This is a genomic window from Bradyrhizobium sp. URHC0002 (assembly GCF_054059515.1).
This window is the reverse complement of sequence record NZ_JBSSCF010000001.1, coordinates 2677266-2698824: the sequence shown is the minus strand read 5'-3', so window position 1 is coordinate 2698824 and position 21559 is coordinate 2677266. Positions and strand designations below refer to the sequence as shown.

At 63.2% G+C, this 21559-nt stretch carries 22 protein-coding genes and 2 pseudogenes; 12 read left to right on the top strand and 12 right to left on the bottom strand.

Features of this window, described 5'->3' with window-relative positions; genetic code table 11:
- Positions 1-75: 75 nt before the first annotated feature.
- From ACVWVY_RS12940 to ACVWVY_RS12920, 5 genes are all read left to right on the top strand, one after another.
- Entirely contained in the window at positions 76-1242 is a 1167-nt protein-coding gene (locus ACVWVY_RS12940) for an acyl-CoA dehydrogenase family protein (protein ID WP_456626728.1), read from the top strand.
- A gap of 9 nt (positions 1243-1251) precedes the next feature.
- The gene (locus tag ACVWVY_RS12935) at positions 1252-2382 is read left to right on the top strand and encodes a CaiB/BaiF CoA transferase family protein (RefSeq protein ID WP_456626727.1); all 1131 of its coding nucleotides are present in this window, start codon (positions 1252-1254) and stop codon (positions 2380-2382) included.
- Positions 2379-3242, top strand: a complete 864-nt coding sequence (locus ACVWVY_RS12930; RefSeq protein WP_456626726.1) for an FAS1-like dehydratase domain-containing protein — start codon at positions 2379-2381, stop codon at positions 3240-3242. Before ACVWVY_RS12935 ends, ACVWVY_RS12930 begins: the two co-directional genes overlap by 4 nt.
- Positions 3243-3357: 115 nt before the next feature.
- Positions 3358-4395, top strand: coding sequence for an aldo/keto reductase (locus tag ACVWVY_RS12925; RefSeq protein WP_456632189.1), 1038 nt, complete (start codon positions 3358-3360; stop codon positions 4393-4395).
- On the top strand, positions 4395-5240 hold the full coding sequence (locus tag ACVWVY_RS12920; protein ID WP_456626725.1) for an amidohydrolase family protein: 846 nt from the start codon (positions 4395-4397) through the stop codon (positions 5238-5240). Before ACVWVY_RS12925 ends, ACVWVY_RS12920 begins: the two co-directional genes overlap by 1 nt.
- A 41-nt stretch (positions 5241-5281) precedes the next feature.
- Here ACVWVY_RS12920 and ACVWVY_RS12915 read toward each other — a convergent pair whose 3' ends face one another.
- The 4 genes and pseudogenes from ACVWVY_RS12915 to ACVWVY_RS12900 form a co-directional block, all read right to left on the bottom strand.
- Positions 5282-6565, bottom strand: a complete 1284-nt coding sequence (locus tag ACVWVY_RS12915; protein ID WP_456626724.1) for a cystathionine gamma-synthase family protein — start codon at positions 6563-6565, stop codon at positions 5282-5284.
- 107 nt (positions 6566-6672) lie between these two features.
- Entirely contained in the window at positions 6673-7572 is a 900-nt protein-coding gene (locus tag ACVWVY_RS12910; protein WP_456626723.1) for an NAD-dependent epimerase/dehydratase family protein, read from the bottom strand.
- Between the two features lie 58 nt (positions 7573-7630).
- A pseudogene (locus tag ACVWVY_RS12905) lies at positions 7631-8566 on the bottom strand (ABC transporter permease); the annotation flags it as partial.
- Between the two features lie 104 nt (positions 8567-8670).
- Positions 8671-9411: an ATP-binding cassette domain-containing protein gene (locus tag ACVWVY_RS12900; protein ID WP_456626722.1), complete on the bottom strand. Its 741-nt coding sequence runs from the start codon at positions 9409-9411 to the stop codon at positions 8671-8673.
- A gap of 392 nt (positions 9412-9803) precedes the next feature.
- Here ACVWVY_RS12900 and ACVWVY_RS12895 point away from each other — a divergent pair, with 392 nt between their 5' ends.
- Both ACVWVY_RS12895 and mdlC read left to right on the top strand, forming a co-directional pair.
- Positions 9804-10796, top strand: coding sequence for a sugar-binding protein (locus ACVWVY_RS12895; RefSeq protein WP_456626721.1), 993 nt, complete (start codon positions 9804-9806; stop codon positions 10794-10796).
- Between the two features lie 190 nt (positions 10797-10986).
- Entirely contained in the window at positions 10987-12609 is a 1623-nt protein-coding gene (gene mdlC, locus ACVWVY_RS12890; protein WP_456626720.1) for a benzoylformate decarboxylase, read from the top strand.
- Here the strand turns inward: mdlC and ACVWVY_RS12885 are convergent.
- The gene (locus tag ACVWVY_RS12885) at positions 12606-13226 is read right to left on the bottom strand and encodes a hypothetical protein (protein WP_456626719.1); all 621 of its coding nucleotides are present in this window, start codon (positions 13224-13226) and stop codon (positions 12606-12608) included. The two genes, mdlC and ACVWVY_RS12885, sit on opposite strands and share 4 nt — an antisense overlap.
- A gap of 120 nt (positions 13227-13346) precedes the next feature.
- Between ACVWVY_RS12885 and ACVWVY_RS12880 the strand changes: the two genes are divergently transcribed.
- Both ACVWVY_RS12880 and ACVWVY_RS12875 read left to right on the top strand, forming a co-directional pair.
- Positions 13347-13751: a hypothetical protein gene (locus ACVWVY_RS12880; protein WP_456626718.1), complete on the top strand. Its 405-nt coding sequence runs from the start codon at positions 13347-13349 to the stop codon at positions 13749-13751.
- A gap of 403 nt (positions 13752-14154) precedes the next feature.
- Positions 14155-14553, top strand: coding sequence for a hypothetical protein (locus ACVWVY_RS12875; RefSeq protein WP_456626717.1), 399 nt, complete (start codon positions 14155-14157; stop codon positions 14551-14553).
- Positions 14554-14602: 49 nt separating this feature from the next.
- Here the strand turns inward: ACVWVY_RS12875 and ACVWVY_RS12870 are convergent, their stop codons facing one another.
- Both ACVWVY_RS12870 and trhA read right to left on the bottom strand, forming a co-directional pair.
- A complete protein-coding gene (locus tag ACVWVY_RS12870) occupies positions 14603-15397 on the bottom strand; it encodes an SDR family oxidoreductase (protein ID WP_456626716.1) in 795 nt (264 codons plus the stop codon).
- Between the two features lie 25 nt (positions 15398-15422).
- A complete protein-coding gene (gene trhA / locus ACVWVY_RS12865) occupies positions 15423-16118 on the bottom strand; it encodes a PAQR family membrane homeostasis protein TrhA (RefSeq protein ID WP_456626715.1) in 696 nt (231 codons plus the stop codon).
- 171 nt (positions 16119-16289) lie between these two features.
- Between trhA and ACVWVY_RS12860 the strand changes: the two genes are divergently transcribed.
- From ACVWVY_RS12860 to ACVWVY_RS12850, 3 genes and pseudogenes are all read left to right on the top strand, one after another.
- Positions 16290-17753: a YcjX family protein gene (locus tag ACVWVY_RS12860; RefSeq protein WP_456626714.1), complete on the top strand. Its 1464-nt coding sequence runs from the start codon at positions 16290-16292 to the stop codon at positions 17751-17753.
- The gene (locus ACVWVY_RS12855) at positions 17750-18781 is read left to right on the top strand and encodes a YcjF family protein (protein WP_456626713.1); all 1032 of its coding nucleotides are present in this window, start codon (positions 17750-17752) and stop codon (positions 18779-18781) included. The genes ACVWVY_RS12860 and ACVWVY_RS12855 overlap by 4 nt, the downstream gene beginning before the upstream one ends.
- 156 nt (positions 18782-18937) lie before the next feature.
- Positions 18938-19141, top strand: a pseudogene (locus ACVWVY_RS12850) (alcohol dehydrogenase catalytic domain-containing protein); the annotation flags it as partial.
- Positions 19142-19243: 102 nt separating this feature from the next.
- Here the strand turns inward: ACVWVY_RS12850 and ACVWVY_RS12845 are convergent.
- The 5 genes from ACVWVY_RS12845 to ACVWVY_RS12825 all read right to left on the bottom strand — a co-directional run bounded on the left by ACVWVY_RS12845 (position 19244) and on the right by ACVWVY_RS12825 (position 21482).
- Complete coding sequence (locus tag ACVWVY_RS12845) at positions 19244-19468, bottom strand: hypothetical protein (protein WP_456626712.1); 225 nt, start codon at positions 19466-19468, stop codon at positions 19244-19246.
- 249 nt (positions 19469-19717) lie between these two features.
- Entirely contained in the window at positions 19718-19864 is a 147-nt protein-coding gene (locus ACVWVY_RS12840; RefSeq protein ID WP_456626711.1) for a hypothetical protein, read from the bottom strand.
- Between the two features lie 78 nt (positions 19865-19942).
- The gene (locus ACVWVY_RS12835; RefSeq protein ID WP_456626710.1) at positions 19943-20221 is read right to left on the bottom strand and encodes a DUF2934 domain-containing protein; all 279 of its coding nucleotides are present in this window, start codon (positions 20219-20221) and stop codon (positions 19943-19945) included.
- Between the two features lie 179 nt (positions 20222-20400).
- Positions 20401-20586 carry a DUF3606 domain-containing protein gene (locus ACVWVY_RS12830; RefSeq protein WP_456626709.1) on the bottom strand — a complete coding sequence of 62 codons (186 nt, stop codon included), beginning with the start codon at positions 20584-20586 and terminating at the stop codon, positions 20401-20403.
- 299 nt (positions 20587-20885) lie between these two features.
- Positions 20886-21482, bottom strand: coding sequence for a LabA-like NYN domain-containing protein (locus ACVWVY_RS12825; RefSeq protein WP_456626708.1), 597 nt, complete (start codon positions 21480-21482; stop codon positions 20886-20888).
- Positions 21483-21559: the final 77 nt, after the last annotated feature.

The window sequence follows — 21559 nt, the reverse complement described above, 5'->3', positions numbered from 1 at the left end:
GAGACCGGCTTTGGTTTCACAACCGCCCGCGATCCGGCAATTGACATCCCCCACCATCCATCGCCAGAAAATCAAATGACCGCACAAGAACAACAAGACGAATTCCACGACATCCGCGACGCCGTCGCCAAACTCTGCGCCCAGTTCCCCGGCGAATACTGGCGCAAGCTCGACCGCCAGATGGCGTACCCGAAGGAGTTCGTCGACGCGCTGACGGAGGCCGGCTACCTTTCGGTGCTGATCCCCGAGGAGTATGGCGGCTCCGGGCTGAAGCTTTCGGCCGCGGCCGCGATCCTGGAAGAGATCCAGCGGGCCGGCTGCAACGGTGGCGGCTGCCACGCCCAGATGTACACGATGGGCACCGTGCTGCGGCACGGCAACGACGCCCAGAAGGCAAAATACCTGCCCGGGATCGCCAGCGGCAAATTGCGCCTGCAGGCGTTCGGCGTCACCGAGCCGACCAGCGGCACCGACACCTCGTCGCTGAAGACCGTCGCCAAACGTGACGGCGACCACTTCATCGTCAACGGCCAGAAGATCTGGACCAGCCGCGCCGAGCATTCCGACCTGATGATCCTCCTGGCGCGCACCACGCCGAAGGAGCAGGCGAAGAAGCGCACCGATGGTTTGTCGGTGTTCATCGTCGACATGCGCGAGGCGAAGGGCAAGGGTCTCGAAATCCGCCCGATCCGCACCATGATGAACCACGCCACCACCGAGGTGTTCTTCACGGATATGCGCGTGCCGGCCGAAAACCTGATCGGCGACGAAGGCAAGGGCTTTCGCTACATCCTGTCAGGCATGAACGCCGAGCGCATTCTCATTGCAGCCGAATGCATCGGCGACGCCAAATGGTTCATCGCAAAAGCCACCGCCTATGCCAAGGAGCGCGCCGTGTTCGGCCGTCCGATCGGCCAAAATCAAGGTGTTCAGTTCCCGATCGCAAAGGCCTACGCCGCGATGCGCGCGGCCGAACTGATGGTGAAGGAAGCCACCCGCAAATATGAAGCCGGACTCGATTGCGGCGCCGAGGCCAACATGGCCAAGATGCTGGCGGCGGACGCCTCATGGGAAGCGGCCAATGCCTGCGTGCAGACCCATGGCGGCTTCGGCTTTGCCGAGGAATACGACGTCGAGCGCAAGTTCCGCGAAACGCGGCTGTATCAGGTTGCACCGATTTCGACCAATCTGATCCTGTCCTACGTCGCCGAGCATGTGCTTGGCCTGCCCCGCTCCTACTGAGTACATCAGATGCTGCCATTGGAAGGTTTGATCGTCGTCTCCGTCGAACAAGCGGTCGCCGCACCGTTCTGCAGCTCCAGGCTTGCCGATGCCGGCGCGCATGTCGTCAAGGTCGAACGCCCCGAGGGCGACTTTGCCCGCGGCTATGACGCGGCAGCGAAAGGCCAGAGCAGCTATTTCGTCTGGCTCAACCGCGGCAAGAATTCCGTGGTGATCGATCTCGCCACCAAGGAAGGCCGCGCCGCGCTTGAAGAACTGATCGCGAGCGCCGACGTGCTGCTGCAGAACCTCAAGCCCGGCTCGATGGACAAGCTCGGCTTCTCGCTGGAGCGCCTCAAGAAGGACTATCCGGCGCTGATCTGCTGCACCATCTCGGGCTATGGCGACGACGGCCCCTATGCCGACCGCAAGGCCTATGACCTCCTGATCCAGGCCGAGAGCGGCCTCGCCTCGATCACCGGCGGCCCTGAAGGCCCATCCCGCGTCGGCATCTCCGTCGTCGATATCGCGACCGGCGCCACGGCACATGCCTCGATCCTCGAGGCGCTGATCGCGCGCGGACGCACCGGCAAGGGCGCGGACATCCGCATTTCGATGTTCGACGTGATGGCTGACTGGATGGCGGTGCCGCTGATCAATTCGGAAGCCGGCAACCCGCCGAAGCGGATGGCGCTGGCCCATCCGTCGATCGCGCCCTATGGCGTGTTCAACTCAAAAGACGGCAAAGGCATTTTGATCTCGATCCAGAGCGAGCGCGAGTGGAAGAAGCTCTGCGCCGAAGTGCTGGATCAGCCCGACCTGCCAAACGATCCGCGCTTTGCCAACATGGTCGAGCGCGTGCGTAATCGCTCACTCACCGACAAGACGGTGGCCGACAGTTTTGCGGCCATGAATCGCGTCGATCTCCTCAAGCGCCTGGACGCTGCCGATATTGCGTTCGCCGAGGTCAACACCATGGCCGACCTTGCCGTGCATCCGCATCTTCGCAGGATCGAGGTCGATACGCCGAAGGGCAAGGTGAGCTATGCCGCGCCCGCCGCGATCTTCGTCGGCGAGGACAGGCACTATGGCGCGGTGCCCGCCGTCGGCGATCACGTCGAACTTCCCACGGCGACCCGCGCGCGGGGCCTCAAATCATGACCTCTGCCGCTGAAAAGCCCGACCTCGACCATCTGCGCCAATGGATCGGCCGCAGCACGGAGGCGTCAGACATCGTCACCGCCCAACTGGTGAAGGGTTTGCGCGCAACGCTGTTCCAGGACATCGGCGAGCCGAAGACAGGCGACGCCGCGCCGTGGACCACGCATTGGTGCCTGGCGCAGCCGGTGTTTCCGATGTCGGAGCTCGGCCCCGACGGTCACCCGACCCGCGGCGGCTTCCTGCCGCCGGTGCCGCTGCCGCGCCGGATGTGGGCCGGCGGCGAGATCGAATTTATCGCGCCCCTGCGCGTCGGGGATGAAACGACGCGCACCTCGCGGATTTCAGACGTGACGATGAAGACCGGCTCCACCGGCGTGCTCTGCTTCGTTGCCGTCGAGCACACCATCACGACGCCGCGCGGCACCGCGATCCGCGAACGGCAGGACATCGTGTATCGCGACATGGGCGGCGCGGCGCCGGCCGCGGCGGCCAAGGCGCCTCCGCCGCCGCCCGTCGCAAAGCATCGCGAAAGCCATGTCAGCGATCCCGTGCTGCTGTTTCGTTACTCGGCGCTGACCTTCAACGGCCACCGCATCCATTACGACCGCGACTACGTCACCAAGGTCGAAGGCTATCCGGGCCTGATCTTCCATGGCCCCTTGCAGGCGGCGCTGATCGTCGAGTTTGCCGCAAAGCTTCACGGCGATAGCGCGCCGAAAAAGTTCAGCTATCGTGGCGTGCAGCCGCTGTTCGAGGGCGGCGAGTTCTCGATCAACGCCAACGAAACCAGCGCCGGCATGGAACTGTGGATCGCGAACGCCGATGGCCAGCCGACGATGAAGGGAACGGCGACGTGGTGAAGGCTGCAACGTCCGCCTTGCGCGCAAGGCGGCGATGCGCCGGTTACCCCAAGCCGACCTCAAAAAGGCAAGCGCCGGCGCGACGGGGGAACGAACCGGAGGAAAATTGTCCGACATGATTCCGCTTTCGGCAGTGCCGCGCCGTGTGCTTGGCCGGACCGGACTCCAGGTCTCGGTTCTGGGATTCGGAACGGCGCCGCTTGGCGATCTCTACGCGAAGTTGGACGACGCCACGGCTATCGCCGCGGCGGAGCGGGCATTCGAGCTGGGCATCAACCTTCTCGACACTTCCCCGCTCTATGGCCGCGGCCTGGCCGAACATCGCTGCGGGACGGCGATCAGGCGCCTGCCGCGACAGGACATTGTGGTCTGCACCAAGGTGGGTCGCTGGATGGACCCGTTTCACCTGCCAAGCGACGGTTCCGGCTTTGTCGGTGGGCAACCGCACCGCGCGGTGGTCGATTATTCCTATGACGGGACCATGCGTTCGGTGGAACAGTCGCTGTTGCGGCTGGGTACGGACCGGCTGGACCTGCTCTTGATCCACGACGTCGATGTCTGGACCCACGGCAGCGATGCGATCGAGGACCGCTTTCGCGAAGCGATGGCAGGCGCCTATGTGGCGCTCGACCGGCTTCGCGCGGAGGGCGTGGTCGCGGGCATCGGGGTCGGCGTGAACGAGGCCGAGATGTGCGTGCGTTTCGCGCAAGCCGGATCGTTCGACACCATGCTGCTCGCCGGGCGCTATTCGCTGCTTGAGCAACCGGCGCTGGCGCAGTTCCTGCCGCTGGCCGAGCGACAGGGAATCGGCGTGCTGCTCGGCGGCGTGTTCAATTCAGGCATTCTGGCAACCGGCGCAGTTCAAGGCGCGAAATACAACTATCGGGACGCGCCACCTCACATCCTGGCGAAGGTGGCCGATATCCAACGCGTCTGCGATGCCCATGGCGTTGCCTTGCCGACTGCGGCGCTGCATTTCGCCCTGGGCCATCCGGCCGTGGTCAGCGTTGTGCTGGGGGCGCAAAGCCCGCAGGAGGTTGAGCGCAACGTCGCCGCACTCTCCAGTCAGGTGCCGTCAGCGTTTTGGACCGATCTGAAGGCGCAGCATCTGCTGGATACGGATGCGCCCGTTCCGTCAACGGCGCTCCGCTGATGCGGATCGATGCGCATCAGCATCTGTGGACTCTCTCCCGTGGCGACTATGGCTGGCTGACATCAGAGCTGGCGCCGATCTATCGTGACTTTCGGCTCTCGGATCTGGCGCCGCATCTCGCCGCCACTGCTATCGAGGGCACTATCCTGGTGCAGGCCGCGCCGACCGAGGCCGAGACGATGTTTCTGCTCGATATCGCGGAAAGCGCAGAATTGGTGCGCGGCGTGGTCGGCTGGACGGATTTCAATGCACCCGACGGCGTCGCGCGCATCGATGCGCTGGCGGCGCAGAACCTTCTGGTGGGACTGCGGCCGATGGTTCAGGACATCGCCGACGACGACTGGCTGCTTGGTCCGGCACTAACGCCCCTGCTGGCGGCGATGGCCCGAGCTGGCCTGGTATTCGATGCGCTGGTGCTGCCGCGCCATTTGCCGAAACTCCTGGAAGTGATCGGCAGACATCCCGATCTGACATTTGTGCTCGACCATTGCGGCAAACCGCAGCTTGCGACCGGCGAGATTGCGATCTGGCAACGCGATGTCGCATTGCTTGCCGAACATCCGAACATCGTCTGCAAACTGTCCGGACTGGTTACAGAGGCTGCGCCGGACTGGCAGATTGCGGATCTGCGCCAGGCGGTGGATCACGTCCGCGCGTGCTTCGGGCCACATCGACTGGTGTGGGGAAGCGATTGGCCAGTCGTCAATCTGGCGGGAGGATATGCCAAATGGTTCGCTGCCGCCGAAACCTTGCTGGCCGATCTGTCACCTGACGAAAAGGCAGACGTCTTCGGCGGCAATGCGGCGCGCGTCTATCTCTCAAGCCGGGGACGACGGCCACGTTGAAGCTGATTCTCTGAAGCTGCTCCAGGGCGCAAAGCGCGCAGCTAGGCCGCGTTCAAAGCCTGCGCGATATCAGCGATCAGATCGGACGGGTGCTCGATGCCGATCGACAGCCGGATCGTTGAGTCGAGAACGCCGATTTTTTGCCGGATGTCAGCCGGAACGCCGGAGTGGGTCATGCTTGCTGGCAGGCTGGCAAGCGACTCGGTGCCGCCGAGGCTCACCGCCAGCTTGAAGATTTGCAGCGCGTTCAGGAATTTGAATGCGGCAGCCTGGCCGCCGACGATATCGAACGAGAACGTGGAGCCCGCGCCGGTGCATTGCCTCGCGAACAGACGGCCGGCCGGGGAGCTCGCTTCGTGGTGAGCAAGGTAATGGACCTTGGCCACCTTGGCGTCGTCGCGCAGATAATCCGCCACGAGCCGCGCGTTTGCGTCAGCTTTTTCCATGCGGATGCTCAGTGTTTCGAGCGACCGGCTGAGCATCCAGCAGGAATGGGGGTCCAGTTGGGTGCCGATGGCGCCTCGCAACGCCTTGACGTCCTTCATGAGGGCTTTTGAGCCGAGTGCAGCGCCCGCGATCAGGTCGGAATGACCGCCGATATATTTGGTCAGCGAGTACAACGAAAGATCCGCGCCGTGTTCGATCGGCCGCTGAAACACCGGCCCGAGCAACGTATTGTCGCACGCGACGATTGGTGTGTGCCCCTGAGTCTGGCCGATCATTTCGGCGACGCGGCGGACCATCGCGATGTCGACCAGGCCGTTGGTGGGATTTGCCGGGGTTTCGATAAAAATCATCGCAACCCGGCCTTTGCGCATGGCGTCTTCCGCCGCCAGCCTGACTGCGGCTTCGTCGATGCCGTCCGCAAAGCCCACCGCCCCGATCGAGAGGCCCGCAAGCGTCTTCGCAAACAGGGTTTCCGTCCCGCCATAGAGCGGTTGAGAGTGCAGAATGACGTCGCCAGGGCGGACGAAGGCGAGGATCGTGGTCGCAATAGCTGACATGCCGGACGAGAACAGCGCGCATTTGTCGGTGCGCTCGTAGACAGCAAGCCTGTCCTCGACGATCTCGCTGTTGGGATGATTGAACCGCGAATAAACCAGGCCCGCGCCCATCCCCTCGGGAGGCTCGCGCCGACCCGAGACGAAATCGAAGAAGTCCTGTCCGTCTTCGGCGGTCGTGAAGACGAAGGTCGAGGTGAGGAAGACCGGCGGTTTGACGGCGCCCTCCGACAGTTGCGGATCGTAGCCGTAGTTCAGCATCAGCGTTTCGGGATGCAGCATGTGGTTGCCGATGTGGGTCTTCGACGGAAACGGTTTCACCATGGCCTGCCTCCCTGTCTGGATTCCGGGCAGCCGACAGTACTCTGCCGGGACCAAAGGACAACCAATGACTGCGCAGGGAGGATGACGCGGGATGCAGTATCCGGCCGCTACCCGGCCTTGACGTATTTCCGCCAGTTGTGCGCTTCCCGGAAGCCCAGCACCTCGCGCGCCTTCCTGTTCGACAGCGGCGCCTCGTACTCGCCGAGTTCGCGGGTGATCGGGACGTTGGGACAATAGCGGCTCAGCACTTCGCGGGTCGGAACGTTGGCGGTGACGGTGTCGTTGACGGCGTTGAACACCTGAAAGCCGAGCCCGTCCGTCTGGATCGCCAGATGCACGATCTCGCCGAGGTCGCGTGCGTCGATATAGCCCCAGGCATTGCGTTTTCGCGACGGCAGATTGGCCAGGAAGCCGGGAAACATGTCGTATTCATGCGGCTCGATGACGTTCGCGATCCGCAGCGCATAGACGTCGATGCCGTAGCGCATGGCGAAGGCGCGCGCGGTCTTTTCATTGACGACCTTGGAAAGCCCGTACGAGTCCATGGGATCGGTGTCGTAGTCCTCCTCGAGCGGGAAGCTCCTGAAGTCCTTCTCGCCTTCGGCAAAACAGACGCCGTAGGTGGTTTCGCTGGAGGCGATCACGATCTTGCGGACGCCGAGTTTCGCCGCGGCCTCGATCACATTATAGGTGCTGACCGTGTTGACGCGGAAGGTCTCGTTATCCGGTTCGATCAGTACCCGCGGTATCGCGGCAAAATGCACGACGGCGTCCGGCGCCGCCGGCGGCCTGCCGGCTTCGAAACGGTCGAAGCCGAAATGCGTGGTCAGGGCGTTGAAGGCCTGCCCGCTGTGCGTCAGATCGGCGATCAGGGTACTGATGCCGGGATGATCGAACGGCTTGAGATCGACATTGAGAAGGTCGTAGCCCTTGCTCTGCAGATGCGGCAGGACGTGCCTGCCGGCCTTGCCGGTTCCCCCGGTGAATACGACGCGCTGGCCTGTCATTTTCTTTTTCCGTCCGTCGCTGATCGAATGGTGGAGACGTACTGTGATCCGGCCGCGCTCATGTCGGCGACCGGAAATTCCGGATCCGGTCGAAGGCCACGGCAACGATGATGAAGGTGCCGATAAAGGTACCCTGCCAGAACGCGCTGATGCCCAACAGGCCAAGACTGTTGCGGATCACCTCGATCAGCGCCGAACCGATCAGGGCGCCGAAGGCGGTACCAATTCCACCGGCGAGATTGGCGCCGCCGATCACCGCCGCGGCGATCACCTGCAGTTCCATGCCCGACCCAAGATTGGTGGTGACGGCGCCGAGCCAGCCCGTCTCGATCACACCGGCAATGCCGGCCGAGAGCGCGGAAATCATGTAGACGGCCACCTTGGTTCGCCGCACCGGCACGCCCGTGACGATAGCGGCATGCTCGTTGCCGCCGATCGCGAACACGTAGCGGCCAAATCGCGTGTAATGCAGCACAAAACCGGTCAGCAGCGTAAGCGCGAGCATGTAGATCACGGGGTTGGCGATCCCGAACAGCCACGCGCCGCCACCAAGGAACAGGAGCTTTTCGTGATCCGGACCGAACTGGAACACCACGGTATTGTTGGACGCGACCATCGCGAGACTCCGCGCGATCGACAGCATGCCCAGCGTGACCACAAACGGCGGGATACCCAGATACGCGATCAGCACGCCGTTGATCGCGCCGATCAGCAGCGCCGTTCCGAGCGAGGCGGCGATGCCGACCTCGATGCTGTAGCCGGCGTGCATCACGACCGCGAGAATCATGCTGCACAGGCACAGCACCGAGCCGACCGACAGATCGATGCCGCCGGTGATGATCACGATCGTCATCCCGAGCGCAATGATCGCGACGAAGGTGAAGTTGCGGGCGACGTTGTAAATGTTGTTCGAGGTCGCAAACGAGTTGGTCGCGAACGACAGGAAGATGCAGGCCAGGATGACCGCCACCGTGACCCAGAAGGCCTGTCGCGAGGTCAGCCAGGTGAGCAGCGGGAATCTGGCGCGCTTGATGTTGTCGTCGAACTGAATATCCATCCATGAAACTTTCGGTTTCCTGCAAGCGTCGAGATGCTTCACTACGCGCGTTCGATTGCCCCGGTGATCAGCCCCGTGACTTCCTCCGGCGAACTGGCGGCGACGTCCTTGTCGGCCACCTTGCGGCCGCGGCGCAGCACCACGACGCGATCGGCAATGCTGAATACATCGGGCATGCGATGGCTGATGAACACGATGGCGATGCCGTGATCGCGCAGCCGCCGGACGAGATTGAGGACCTCGGCGACCTGCCGCACCGAGATCGCCGCGGTCGGCTCGTCCATCAAGACGATCTTGGCGTCGGCGATCCGTGTTCGGGCAATGGCCACCGCCTGGCGTTGTCCGCCGGACATCTGCCTGACCAGATCGCGCGGCCGGGTTTCGGATCGCAGCTCGGCGAAGATCTGTCCGGCCCGGCGATACATCGCGGCATAGTCGAGAATTTTGAACGGGCCGACGCCTTTGCGGATTTCGCGGCCGAGGAAAACATTGGCGGCAGCGGTGAGATTGTCGCAGAGCGCGAGATCCTGATGCACGATTTCGATACCGTGCCGGCGCGCTTCAATCGGCCGATGCATGGACAGCTCCCCGCCTTCCATCTGCATCGTCCCATGGGTCGGACGAAAATTTCCGGCGATGATCTTGACGAGGGTGGACTTGCCGGCCCCGTTGTCACCCATCAGTCCCACCACCTTGCCAGGCTCGAGCGACAGCGAAACGTCGGTGAGGGCATGAATCGCGCCGAAATGCTTCGAAACGTCTTTCAGTTCGAGGAGGGCCATGCCGGTGTTTACCTCGCGCGGAGTCGACGCCGCGACACGCGTCATATCTTTGAATGGTAGGAAGAGGCATTGAATTACAGGGCCCTTGGTCAGTCAATGATTCCGGCGCCAAATCAAACACCTCAAACCCCTCAATATTGATTTCCCGGAACATATCCGTTGACTCGCCGAGCGACCGAATTATCCTTTTCAAGCGCTGATTGTGGCTATCGCCATCGGACTCTTTCGTCACTGCGGATCTCATTCGAGGACAAGCTCGAAATAGTGCGGATGCCTGGGACCTGATAGCCACCCCCACATCAAGCGATTTCCTTGCCCTCGTAAAATTTTGAACTAGGCGAACTTTGGCAAGCGGGCGAATGAACGTCCGCTGCAACACGTGGGAGGGACAAATGAACAAAGCACTACTGGCGTTGGTCGCTGCGGCGATGAGCCTGTCTGCCGGATCGGCCATGGCTCAGAAGAAGCAACTGGTCATCGTCGTCAAAGGCCTCGACAATCCGTTCTTTGAGGCCATTCATCAAGGCTGCGAGAAGTGGAACAAGGAAAACGCCAGTTCTCCCTATCACTGCTTCTACACGGGGCCTGCTTCGACCTCGGACGAGGCGGGCGAGGCTCAGATCGTCCAGGACATGCTTGGCAAGCCCGACACCGTGGCGATTGCGATCTCGCCCTCGAATGCGCCATTGATCGCCAACGCGATCAAGGCCGCCAAGCCCAAAATTCCAGTCATGACGCTCGACGCCGACCTCAAAAAGGAAGACGCCGCGCTTCGCAAGACCTATCTCGGCACTGACAATTACCTGATGGGCTTTCGGCTCGGCGAATATTTGAAGAAGGCAAAGCCGAACGGCGGCACGGTCTGCTTGATCGAGGGCAATGCCGCCGCAGACAACATTCTGCGTCGGGCCACCGGAACGCGCGATGCCCTGTCCGGCCAGAAAGGTCTGGACAGATTGAAGGGCGAAGGCGGCTGGACCGAGATCGCAGGTTGCCCGGTCTTCACCAATGACGACGGGCCGAAGGGCGTGCAGGCGATGTCGGACATCCTCACCGCCAATCCGAAACTCGATGCGTTCGTGATCGAGGGCGGTTGGCCGCTGTTCGGTGCGCCGCAACCCTATCGTCAGCTCACGGATCAGTACAAGGCGCAGATCGCCAGCAAGTCGCTGGTGATCGTCGCCGCCGATACCATCGGCGATGAAGTCGCGATCGCCAAGGAAGGTCGCGTCGAAGCGCTGGTCGGTCAGCGGCCGTTCGAGATGGGTTACAAGGCGCCGTCGGTCATGATCGACCTGATCGAGGGCAAAAAGGTGGATGACCCGGTATTTACCGGCCTCGACGAATGCACCAGGGAGACCGCCGATACCTGCATCCAGAAATAGCCGCGCATCCCGGCAGGGATCGAGCACGGTCGCAGGTTCGCATGAAAAAGGGGAGGCGCGTGGCGCCTCCTCATTTGTTTTCGGGGCCGGCTTGACTTCCTAAAGCAATCCATCGAGACGTGGATTGCTTCCACCTTTGCTCGAGAGCGATGGTGGAACACAAGCAGATCCTGATGGGAACCGCCGCCCGATGTCGTCCCGAAAACCAGCCAAAGCCGCCACCACCACCGTCAAGGACGCCACCTTCAGCCTGCTCCGCGCGTTCGGCATCAAGCGCGTGTTCGGCAATCCCGGCTCGACCGAATTGCCGTTCCTCAGCGACTGGCCCGACGACATCGATTACGTGCTCGGCCTGCAGGAGGCCAGCGTCGTCGGCATGGCCGACGGCTACGCGCAGGCGACCCGCAACGCCGGCTTCGTCAACCTTCATTCCGGCGCCGGCGTCGGCAATGCGCTCGGCAATATCTATACCGCCCACCGCAACCAGACGCCGTTGGTGATCACCGCCGGCCAGCAGGCCCGCTCGATCCTGCCGCTACAGGCCTTTCTCTATGCCGAGCGCGCTTCCGAATTTCCGCGGCCCTACGTCAAATACAGCGTCGAGCCGGCGCGCGCCGAAGACGTGCCGGCGGCGATCGCGCGGGCCTATTACGTCGCGATGCAGCCGCCCTGCGGGCCGACCTTCGTCTCGATCCCGATCGATGACTGGACGCGCCCCACGCAACCGGTCGAAGCCCGCCACGTCAGCCGCGAACTCGGCCCCGACCCGGAAGCGATGAAGGCGCTGGTTGCCGCGCTCGCGGCGAGCAAGCGCCCTGCCCTCGTCGTCGGCCCCGGTGTCGACCGCGCCAGCGCCGTCGATCTGATGGTGCGGGTCGCAGAGAAGACGAAGGCCGCGGTATGGATCAGCCCGTTCTCGGCGCGCTGCTCTTTTCCCGAACGTCATCCGCAATTTTCCGGCTTCCTGCACGCCTCGCCGGGCCAGCTATCGGACACGCTGCGCGGCCATGATTTGGTGGTGGTGATCGGCGCGCCGGTGTTCACCTTCCATGTCGAAGGCCATGCCGCGATCTTCGACGGCGCCACCACGATCTTCCAGATCACCGATGACCCGGACGCCGCAGCCGTAACGCCGTCGGGTGCCAGCATCGTCGCGACCATGAAGCCGGCGCTGGCAATGCTGCTCGACCTGCTTCCGGAATCAAAGCGCGCAATGCCTTCCGGCCGCGTGCTTCCTCCGGCGCCATCAGCCACCGATCCGCTGCCGGTCGAATTCCTGCTGCATTCGCTGTCCGAAGCCATGCCCGCCAATGCGGTGCTGGTGGAGGAAGCGCCCTCGCATCGCCCGGCGTTGCAAAAGTTCATGCCGATGCGCGGCCAGGACAGCTTTTACACCATGTCGAGCGGCGGCCTCGGCTACAGCCTGCCCGCCGCCGTCGGCATGGCGCTGGGAAGACCCGCTACGCGCACCGTCTGCCTGATCGGCGACGGCTCGGCGATGTATTCGATCCAGGCGCTGTGGACCGCGGCCCGACGCAACCTGCCGCTCACGGTCGTCGTCATCAACAATGCCGGCTACGGCGCGATGCGTTCGTTCAGCCAGGTGATGCAGGTGCGCAACGTGCCGGGCCTCGAACTGCCCGGCATCGATTTCGTCAAGCTCGCCGAAGGCATGGGCTGCCACGCCGTGCGCGTGACGAAATCATCCGAACTCGCAGGCGCGCTCAACGATGGCCTTTCGCATGACGGCACCAGCCTGATCGAGGTGATGGTGGATTCCGCCGTGCCATTGCTCTACGCGCAGAAAAGTTAGGGCCGACGCCCGGCCCGCGCCGCGGCGATTTCGTTCGCAAGTCGGCCATAGTCTGCCCAGACCAGATACAGGAACAGCGGCGGCTCCTGCTGCGCCTGCAACAGTTGCGCGTAGCGCTCCTTGGCGCCTTTCATCTCCCACCATTTCTGCGCCGACATCGCAACTCTGCGGAAGTGGTTGAGCGTTCCCGAAAACTTTCGGCGGTCGGCGCCGGAAAGGCCGGCGCAATGATTGAGCCAGTTGAATCCGGCGATGACGGCAATCGCCAGATCGCTCATCGTGTTGCCGGTGAATTCGATCACCGTGTCATCGTGCGGCAACTGGCGAAGATAGCCGTCCAGTATCGCCGATTGCGAGTTGGGTTCGGCAAGTAGTCTGAATTCGCTCCGCGGCACCGTCAGCAGATAGCGCACGGCTTCCAGCCGCGTATGGTTGCCGACCTGGTCCTTGTCGGCGCCGGCATCCGACGCGATCCGCTTGCAGGCTGGATAGACCCATTTCCCGTTGTCGGCCTCGTCGAGATATTGCCTGCCCTGTTTCTCGATATCAGCCAGCAGTGCATGCGGAGCATCCGGCGTCGCCGGAGCTTTTCCGAATGGCCAGCCACGCCAGCTCATGAAGCCTCTTCTTGATTCAAAGGCCGAACAATTCGTCCGTAAGTTCCGTACGCGGCGCTACTTGACGGCCCTCTACGCTCGCACGAGAATTCAGCATGGGGCAACCCTGGAGTGAATATAATGAAACATCCTAGTTTCGGAAAAGCTGCCCTCGCCGTCTCCGTCTTCACATGCGCGACCATGCTCTCGTTTGACTGGAGCGAACCAAAGGGCGCTTCGCTGTCTATCGAGCGTGCGCAGGCACAGATGAGTGATCCCTACACCCCGGGCGTTACCCGGCGGCAGGCGCGGCGGGCCGCGGCCGGTGTAGCCGCGGTGGGCGCCGGTGCCGTCGCAACCGGAGCGACCGCCGCCTACTATGGCAGCGGTGGCGACTCCTACGCCTATTACGGCGACGGCGGCTCCGCTGCCTATTACGGCGGTCCGGGCGTATGGAGCCAGGACTACGCGGCGCGCAACGGCATCATCTGCCAGCCCGGCACGATGGTCCGCCTCGACGACGGCCTGATGCACCGGTGCCAGTAAAAGGGGCTATCGGGAAAGGCGGCCGAAACGCCGCCCTTCTCGTTCGCAATCCCTGAGAAAATTCGTAGCCCCGATGGAGCCAACGGGCCGCGCGAATGCTCGCCCCACGACGAGCGCAATTTCGCTCGCACAATGACGAGCGCAATTGCGCTCGCACAGTGATGGCAGGCTCCGCGCAACCCGGGATCCATTCATCCGCCCGGCAACCAGCGCATGAGACGCATCCTGCGTCACCGGATTTTTTCTGAATGGCGAGGCCAGCCGGTTCAAGAAACCTCTTTCGAATCAATGGCTGAATACCATTTCCGCCCGCGACGCGCGGCATTTGCTTTGACATAGCGCAAGGGTCGGCCATGGACGCTCGCACGATAATTCGGCGTGGGGCAACCCGGGAGAGAAAACCATGAAACAGGTAAGTCTGGGAAAAGCCGCCATCGCGATCGCCGTCTTCGCGTGCGCGACAATACTCTCTGTCGACTGGACCGAACAAAAGGGCGTCTCGCTGTCTGTCGAGAGCGCCCAGGCACGGGTAGGTCGTCCGCTGACTCCCGTCAGCGTCGCGGGCGTTGCCCGCCGGCAGGGCCGTCGGGCCGCAGTCGGTGCCGCCGTGGTCGGCGCCGGTGTGGTGGGCGCAGGCATTGCCGCAGCTGGCTATTATGGAACTCCGGCCCCGTACTACGGAGTCGGCGGCGGCCCCTACGCCTACTACGGCGGCCAGGATTACGCGACGCGCAATGGATTCCTCTGCCAGCCCGGCGCCATGACCCGTCTGGATGACGGCCGGATGTACCCCTGCCAGTAAAGGTAGGGGAAACGGGAAAGGCGGCCGAAAGGCCGCCCTTCTCGCTATGCTATTTCCCGTAACTCTCCCGCATCTTCGCCTGGATCTTCGCCATGCCCGAGATCCAGCGGTCGTAATTCTCGGTCTTCTTGCGCATGTAGCCCAGCACCTGCGGGTGCGGCAGGATCACAAAAGTTTCCTCTTCCAGTCCCTTCAGCACGTCCTCTGCCACCTGCTCCGGCGAAAGATCGCCGTCGCCGGATTGCGGGCCCTTGGGGATCGAGCGCAGCATGTTGGTGTCGACGCCCTGCGGGCACAGGATCGAAACCTTGATGTTGTCGGCCTTGTGCGAGATCGCCAGATTCTCGGCAAAACCCACCGCCGCATGCTTGGTGGTCGAATAGGCCGGGCTACCGACCTGCGACAGCAAGCCCGCTGCCGAAATCGTGTTGAGGAAATAGCCGCCGCCGCGCGTCTTCATGCGCGGGATCAGATGCCGCGCCGCATAGACATGCGCCATGACATGAACGGCCCAGCTGCGCTGCCACGGCTCGTCCGAGCTTCCGCCGGCGTTGACCGACATAGGATCGAACCCGCCGCCGATGCCGGCATTGGAGCAGAACAGCGCGACCGGGCCGAATTGATGCTCGGTCTCCTCGATGACGTGAAGGATGTCCTTCTCTTTTCCGACATCGCATTTGAAGGCCGCCCCACCGATCGGCGTGGCGACAGCCCGCGCGCCATCGGGATCGATATCGGCGACGACGACCTTGGCTGCGCCGGCGCGATGGAAAGCCTCGCACATCGCCTTCCCGATGCCGTTGCCGCCACCGGTGACAACCACGACTTTGCCCGTTACCTGCATGGCCGTCTCTCCCTGTTATTGTTTCTTACGTCAGAACCATATCAAGGATAGCCGTATAGTGGCAGGCCGCGCCGAGCAAGACGAAGCCATGCCAGATTGCGTTCTGGAATCGCAACCGCTGCCAGGCATGGAAGATAACGCCGGAGGTATACAGCACGCCGCCTGCGAGCGTGAAACCCAGCGTCAGTGCCGGTAACTTCTCCATTACGGCGTCATAGAGCATCATGCCGCTCCAGCCCATGGCGAGGTAAAGTCCGGTCGCCAGCCGATCGTATCGACCCGGCAGTGCGATCTTCAGTGCGATGCCGACGATCGCCAGGCACCACACGCCGATCAGAAGCGCGATAGCCAAGGTGCTGTGCTTCAGTTCCATGATGAACGGCGTGTAGGTCGCCGCGATCAGCAGATAGATCGCCGAGTGATCGAAGCGGCGCAGCACCCATTTGGCGCGCGAGACCGGCCAGAGATTATAGGTCGCCGACAGCACCAGCATCGCCAGCAGGCCCGCGACATAGACCGACACGGCGGCGATGTCGACGGCGGTAGCATAGACGGCGGTCAGTACGATCAGCGCGGTGGCGGCCACCAGTCCAAAACAGATCCCGACGATATGCACGACGCCATCGGCGATCAGCTCGGCGCGGTCGTAGTTCCACTGCATGGCGTCGGCCGCCGCATGGAAGGAAGTCGAGGCGATTTGCTTTAGTCTGAAAATGGTCATGCAGGCCTGCGGCAGGTAATGAGGGAGCGACCGGTGGAGCCTGTCATCGGGCGCGCATTCGCGCAACCCGGTGGCAGGATATGACGAAAGCTTGATTTCGGCCCGCCAATCGCCACTTTTCCGGTGATTACCCCACCAAAGCCTCTCTCGCACCGAGCCTTCCACACACCCATGGCCCCCAGTTTTTCAGACATCGTCGAGGAAGCGCGCCTGTCGGCGCGGGCGCTCCTGGACTACGGCGACAGCTTCTTCCATCCGACGGTGCGGCTCGGCGTCACCGGCCTGTCGCGCGCCGGCAAGACCGTGTTCATCACCGCACTGATCCATGGCCTCACCCGCGGCGGAAGGTTTCCGGTCTTCGAACCCTATGCCACGGGCCGCATCGCCCGCGCCCGGCTCGAACCGCAGCCGGACGATGCCGTGCCGCGCTTCGATTATGAGAACCACGTCCGCACCCTGATCGAGGAGCGGCGCTGGCCGAACTCCACCGTCGACATCAGCGAATTGCGTCTCGTCATCGACTACCAGCGGCAGAACGGCGCCGACCGCACGCTGACCATCGACATCGTCGATTACCCCGGCGAGTGGCTGCTGGACCTCCCGCTGCTCAACAAGAGTTTTGAGCAATGGTCGACCGAGAGTCTTGCGCTGTCGCGCGAAGGCCCGCGCGCAAAACTCGCAGCACCCTGGCACGAGCACCTGAAGACGCTTGTCGCCGAAGGCCGCGAGGACGAACAGGCGACGCGCATGGCGGCAAAGCTGTTTACGGATTATCTGCGCGCCTGCCGCGACGAACGCTTTGCGATGAGCCTGTTGCCGCCGGGGCGCTTCCTGATGCCGGGCAATCTCGCTGATACGCCGGCGCTGACCTTTGCGCCGCTCGATGTTGCGGCCGACGGCAGCGCGCCCGACGGTTCGCTGTGGGCGATGATGCGGCGGCGTTACGAGGCCTACAAGGACGTCGTGGTGCGCCCGTTCTTCCGCGATCATTTTGCCCGCCTCGACCGCCAGATCGTGCTGGTCGATGCGCTCGCTGCCTTCAACGCCGGACCGGAAGCGCTGCACGATCTCGAAGCCGCGCTGACGGGCATTCTCGATTGCTTCCGGATCGGCCGCAGCACGATCCTGAGCAGTCTGTTTCGTCCCCGGATCGATCGCATTTTGTTTGCCGCCACCAAGGCCGATCATCTGCACCATCAGAGCCATGACCGGCTGGAAGCCGTGCTGCGGCGGGCGGTCGCCAAGGCGGCCGACCGCGCCGAATATGCCGGTGCTGCCATCGACGTGGTCGCGCTATCGGCGGTGCGCGCCACGCGCGAGGCGCAGGTCGCGCGTGGCCGGGAGAAGCTGCCGTCCATCATCGGCACGCCCGCGCCGGGCGAGACCGCCAATGGCGAGGCTTTCGACGGCGAGACCGAAGTCGCGACCTTTCCGGGCGACCTGCCCGCGGACCCTGAGGAACTGTTCACCGGCGGCTTTCGCGGCCTTTCCAGCACGGCTTCCGAACAGGCCGATTTCCGCTTCCTGCGCTTCCGGCCGCCGCTCCTGGAGCGCACGGCCAGCGACGAGCCCGCGCTGCCTCACATCCGCCTCGACCGCGCCCTCCAGTTCCTGATCGGAGACCGACTGCAATGAGCGAGAAAACGCCGCATCGGCGGCCGGCAACGTTCAAGCTCGGCGATCCCGGCGTGGTCTTGATGGGCCCGGATGAAACCGGACGCCCCGCCCGCGGCACCGTGCAGATCACGCCCGAAGCCGATCCGGTCACCCTGCCGGTACCGATCGATGCGCCGCTTGTCCCGGCGCGCCGCGGTTTTCGCTGGGGCACGATGTTCTGGTCCGCCGCCGGTGGCCTCGTGCTGCTGGCCTCAGGTCTCGGCGTCGTCAACCTGATCGAGGACCTGTTCGCGCGCAGCGAAACCCTGGGCTACGTCGCGCTGGCATTCGCCGCCACAGCAGCACTGGCGCTGGCGGTTGTCATCGGGCGCGAAGCCTTCGGGCTGGCGCGGCTGGCGGCGATCGAAAAACTGCATCAGCGCGCCACTGAAGTGCTGCGCAGCGACGACCGCGCCGAGAGCCGCGCCGTCGTCAACGACCTGCTCAAGCTCGCGCATCAAAACCCGCAACTGGCCCGCGCCCGCGCCGCGCTGGTGAGCCATGCCGACGACATCATCGACGGCGCCGACATGATCAAGCTCGCCGAGCGCGAACTGATGGCGCCGCTGGATGAGGAAGCGCGGCGGCTGGTTTCCACGGCCGCGCAGCGCGTCTCGGTGGTGACGGCCGTCAGTCCGCGCGCGCTGATCGACGTGCTGTTCGTGTTCGTCGCGGCGATGCGGCTGATCCGGCAACTGGCGCGGCTCTATGGCGGCCGGCCCGGCACGCTCGGCATGCTCAGCCTGCTGCGTCATGTCATCGGCCATCTCGCCATCACCGGCGGCATGGCAGTCGGCGACAGCCTGGTGCAGCAGATGCTCGGCCACGGCATCGCGGCAAAGCTCTCGCAGCGGCTCGGCGAAGGCGTGCTGAATGGGCTGCTCACGGCACGGCTGGGGCTGGCCGCGATCGACGTCACCCGCCCGCTGCCGTTTACGGCGCTGCCACGACCGGCGCTCGCCGATCTCGCCAAGGATTTGTTGCGCAAGCGCGACGATGAGGCGTGAGGTTCGATTTTGCTAAGGGAGCGCTGAGGACCCGTGCCCACCATCCATTGCCGAGCGCACGTCTTGATGGTGGGCACGCTATCGCTTTGCCCACCCTACGGATTGCATCAGGCTGCGTTGGACGCTTTTGTGTTAACACCCCTCCGGAGCGCGATCGGTTCCGACCTTCAACTGTTCGACGGCGTCATGCCGACAATGGAAAAGGGTGACGTGCTCGGCCATGAGACGATGGGCGAAGTGGTCGAAGTCGGTTCGGAGAACAAGGCATTAAAGGTCGGCGACCGCGTCGTAATTCCCTTTACGATCTCGTGTGGTGCGCGCTTCTTCTGCAAGCGCGGCTTCTTCTCCGGCTGCGAGCGCGCATGAATCTGGGACTTCGTCACCCTCACGCCGGTCGGCGCCGAGTTGTTCGCTTGACGGGCAAAGAAAGCGCGTTTCGGATGTCCACGGCGGGCAATCGAATTAGCCTGGCCCTGGGGTGTCGTCCTTCTTCGGCGACCGCAGGCCCGGCGAGTTAAGCCAGTCGTCCATATGGGCCGCCGCTTCGGTCTGCCGCGCCTTTTTCAAGACGGCTTCGCGGACGGGTCCAGAGGGTAACAGCTTCGCCGCGTCTCGTAGATTTTGCGCCTCCTCGAGAAGGCGCTCTTTGAGTGATCTTGTTTGTTTGAAACGATGCCGCATCTTCATGGCGCTGCTCCCCTGTTTGAGTTGGGCGGGAGCGCGACCGAGCGGTCTCATCACCGATAGCTGCCAAATGGTCCGCGCGGTGACAGCCTAGGGTGCGCCGGAATCCGGGGGAAAGCGAATCCTATGTTCTGCTCCCCGAGCGAAACTTTCTAGGAACGGCTCAAGCGGCTCAAATGGCATGACCATCTAATTTACAGCCACGGGGGTCGGGAAACAGGCCATTGTCCGTCCGGACAACCCAAAGGGCCTTCAGCGTCCAGCATAGGGCAAACGGCCATGGCAGGTTACCGCGCCTACATCATGGGGTCCGACGGCCATGTGCAAAATCGTGTCGAACTGCGATGCGATGACGATGTCGAAGCTCTCAGGCTCGCCGGGCAGGTCGTTGATGGTCACGATGTTGAGCTATGGCATCTGGACCGACACATCGGGACGCTCAGGCACACGTCTGGGCCGCCAATACTGAAGCACTGATTACTGCGGATGGCGCTCGCCGATCTCGGACTCGGCCTGAAGCCAGAACTCCAGGTCACGGCCTGGGGGACGTCCGTTCTGTTCCCAAAGTTCGTGGGCGCGGGCACTGACCGCCTGCCTTGTACGTCTCGCCTCCAGACGCTGCCGCAGCTTCTGCTTCAGATCCTCGATCCACGTCCTTAGCCGCTCCAGGGTGGTCTGATCGTTGACGCGCGAAACAATCCGGGTCGCCTGTTCAATCTTGCGCTCCAGTTCCCGGGGGTCGTCACTTTGATCCATGGACCATCTCCGTAAGTAAGACGGTTCAGGTCCGAGCTTTGTTCAATGAGACCTGTGAGTTTCGGTCCCACTGAACGCGAGAAGGGCCCCAGCGGCACCGCTGAGACCCTTCCTGAGCTGAGGTATCGCACTTGGGGGCAGGTGCGACACGGTTCAACCCACCACCTTAGCTCGCGTTCCTAACGTCCGAGCCGGCGCTCGACCCGCTTGCGACTGCTGCCCACCTTCTTGACCGCCTTTTTCACCGCGCCTGCAGACCGCTTGGTCTTCTTCGCCGTGTAGCGCACCTCGTAATCCTGCCCGCCAGCGATCCGCGCCCGATCCTGCTTGCGCCCGCGGCTTGATTGCTTCTTGGCTTTGGCCATCCCGCATTACCTCCCGTTGCGAGCGGCAACGCGACATCACGGGAGGGGTTCCAAGTCCGGTGCGCGGAACGATTAGGTCGTGCCAATTCAGTTCCGTAGTGCAAGGAGTTCATAATTGGTGGTGGATGATTTCGGCGATTAGGCCGCGCCCGGCCCGAAGCCGATTCAAGGCGCACTTGCGCCGTGCCCACCATCTGCTATCCGGATTCGTGTGCAAATGGTGGGCACGCTATCGCTTTGCCCACCCTGCGGGCGATGGACAAAGCGACAATCGAGGCAAGCGTTGAAGATCGCCGCGATTACAAATTAGTGTCGCGGTGCAAGAACTCCGGCATGTGCTGACGCAGCTCGCGCGGGGGCGGCCGCTCGGACGGGTCGCGGCCAATCTTGGATTTCAACTCCACCAGGTCAGTGAAGACATCGGCCTGGCGCCGCAATTCGTCGGCGACCAACGCCGGTTGACACGAAATCGTCGAAACGACGGTCACCCGGACCCCGCGGCGCTGCAACGCCTCGACCAGGGGACGGAAATCGCCATCACCGGAGAACAGCACGATCTGGTCGACATGCGCTGCGAGTTCCATGGCATCGACCGCGAGTTCGATATCCATGTTGCCCTTCACCTTGCGGCGGCCGCTGGCGTCGATGAACTCCTTGGTCGCCTTGGTGACGACGGTGTAGCCATTGTAATCGAGCCAGTCGATCAAGGGCCGGATCGACGAATATTCCTGATCCTCGATGACCGCAGTGTAGTAAATCGCACGAAGCAGCGTGCCTCGGCTCTGGAATTCCTTGAGCAGTCGCTTGTAATCTATATCGAAACCGAGCGTTTTGCTGGTCGCATGGAGATTGGCGCCATCGATCAGGAGCACGATCTTGCTGAGGGAGGATGACATTCCGGCAATGACCCCAAATTTGGATAGCAAGGGAACAAGGACCTCACTTCAGGTTACTGTTTGGGTGACCGGCACGA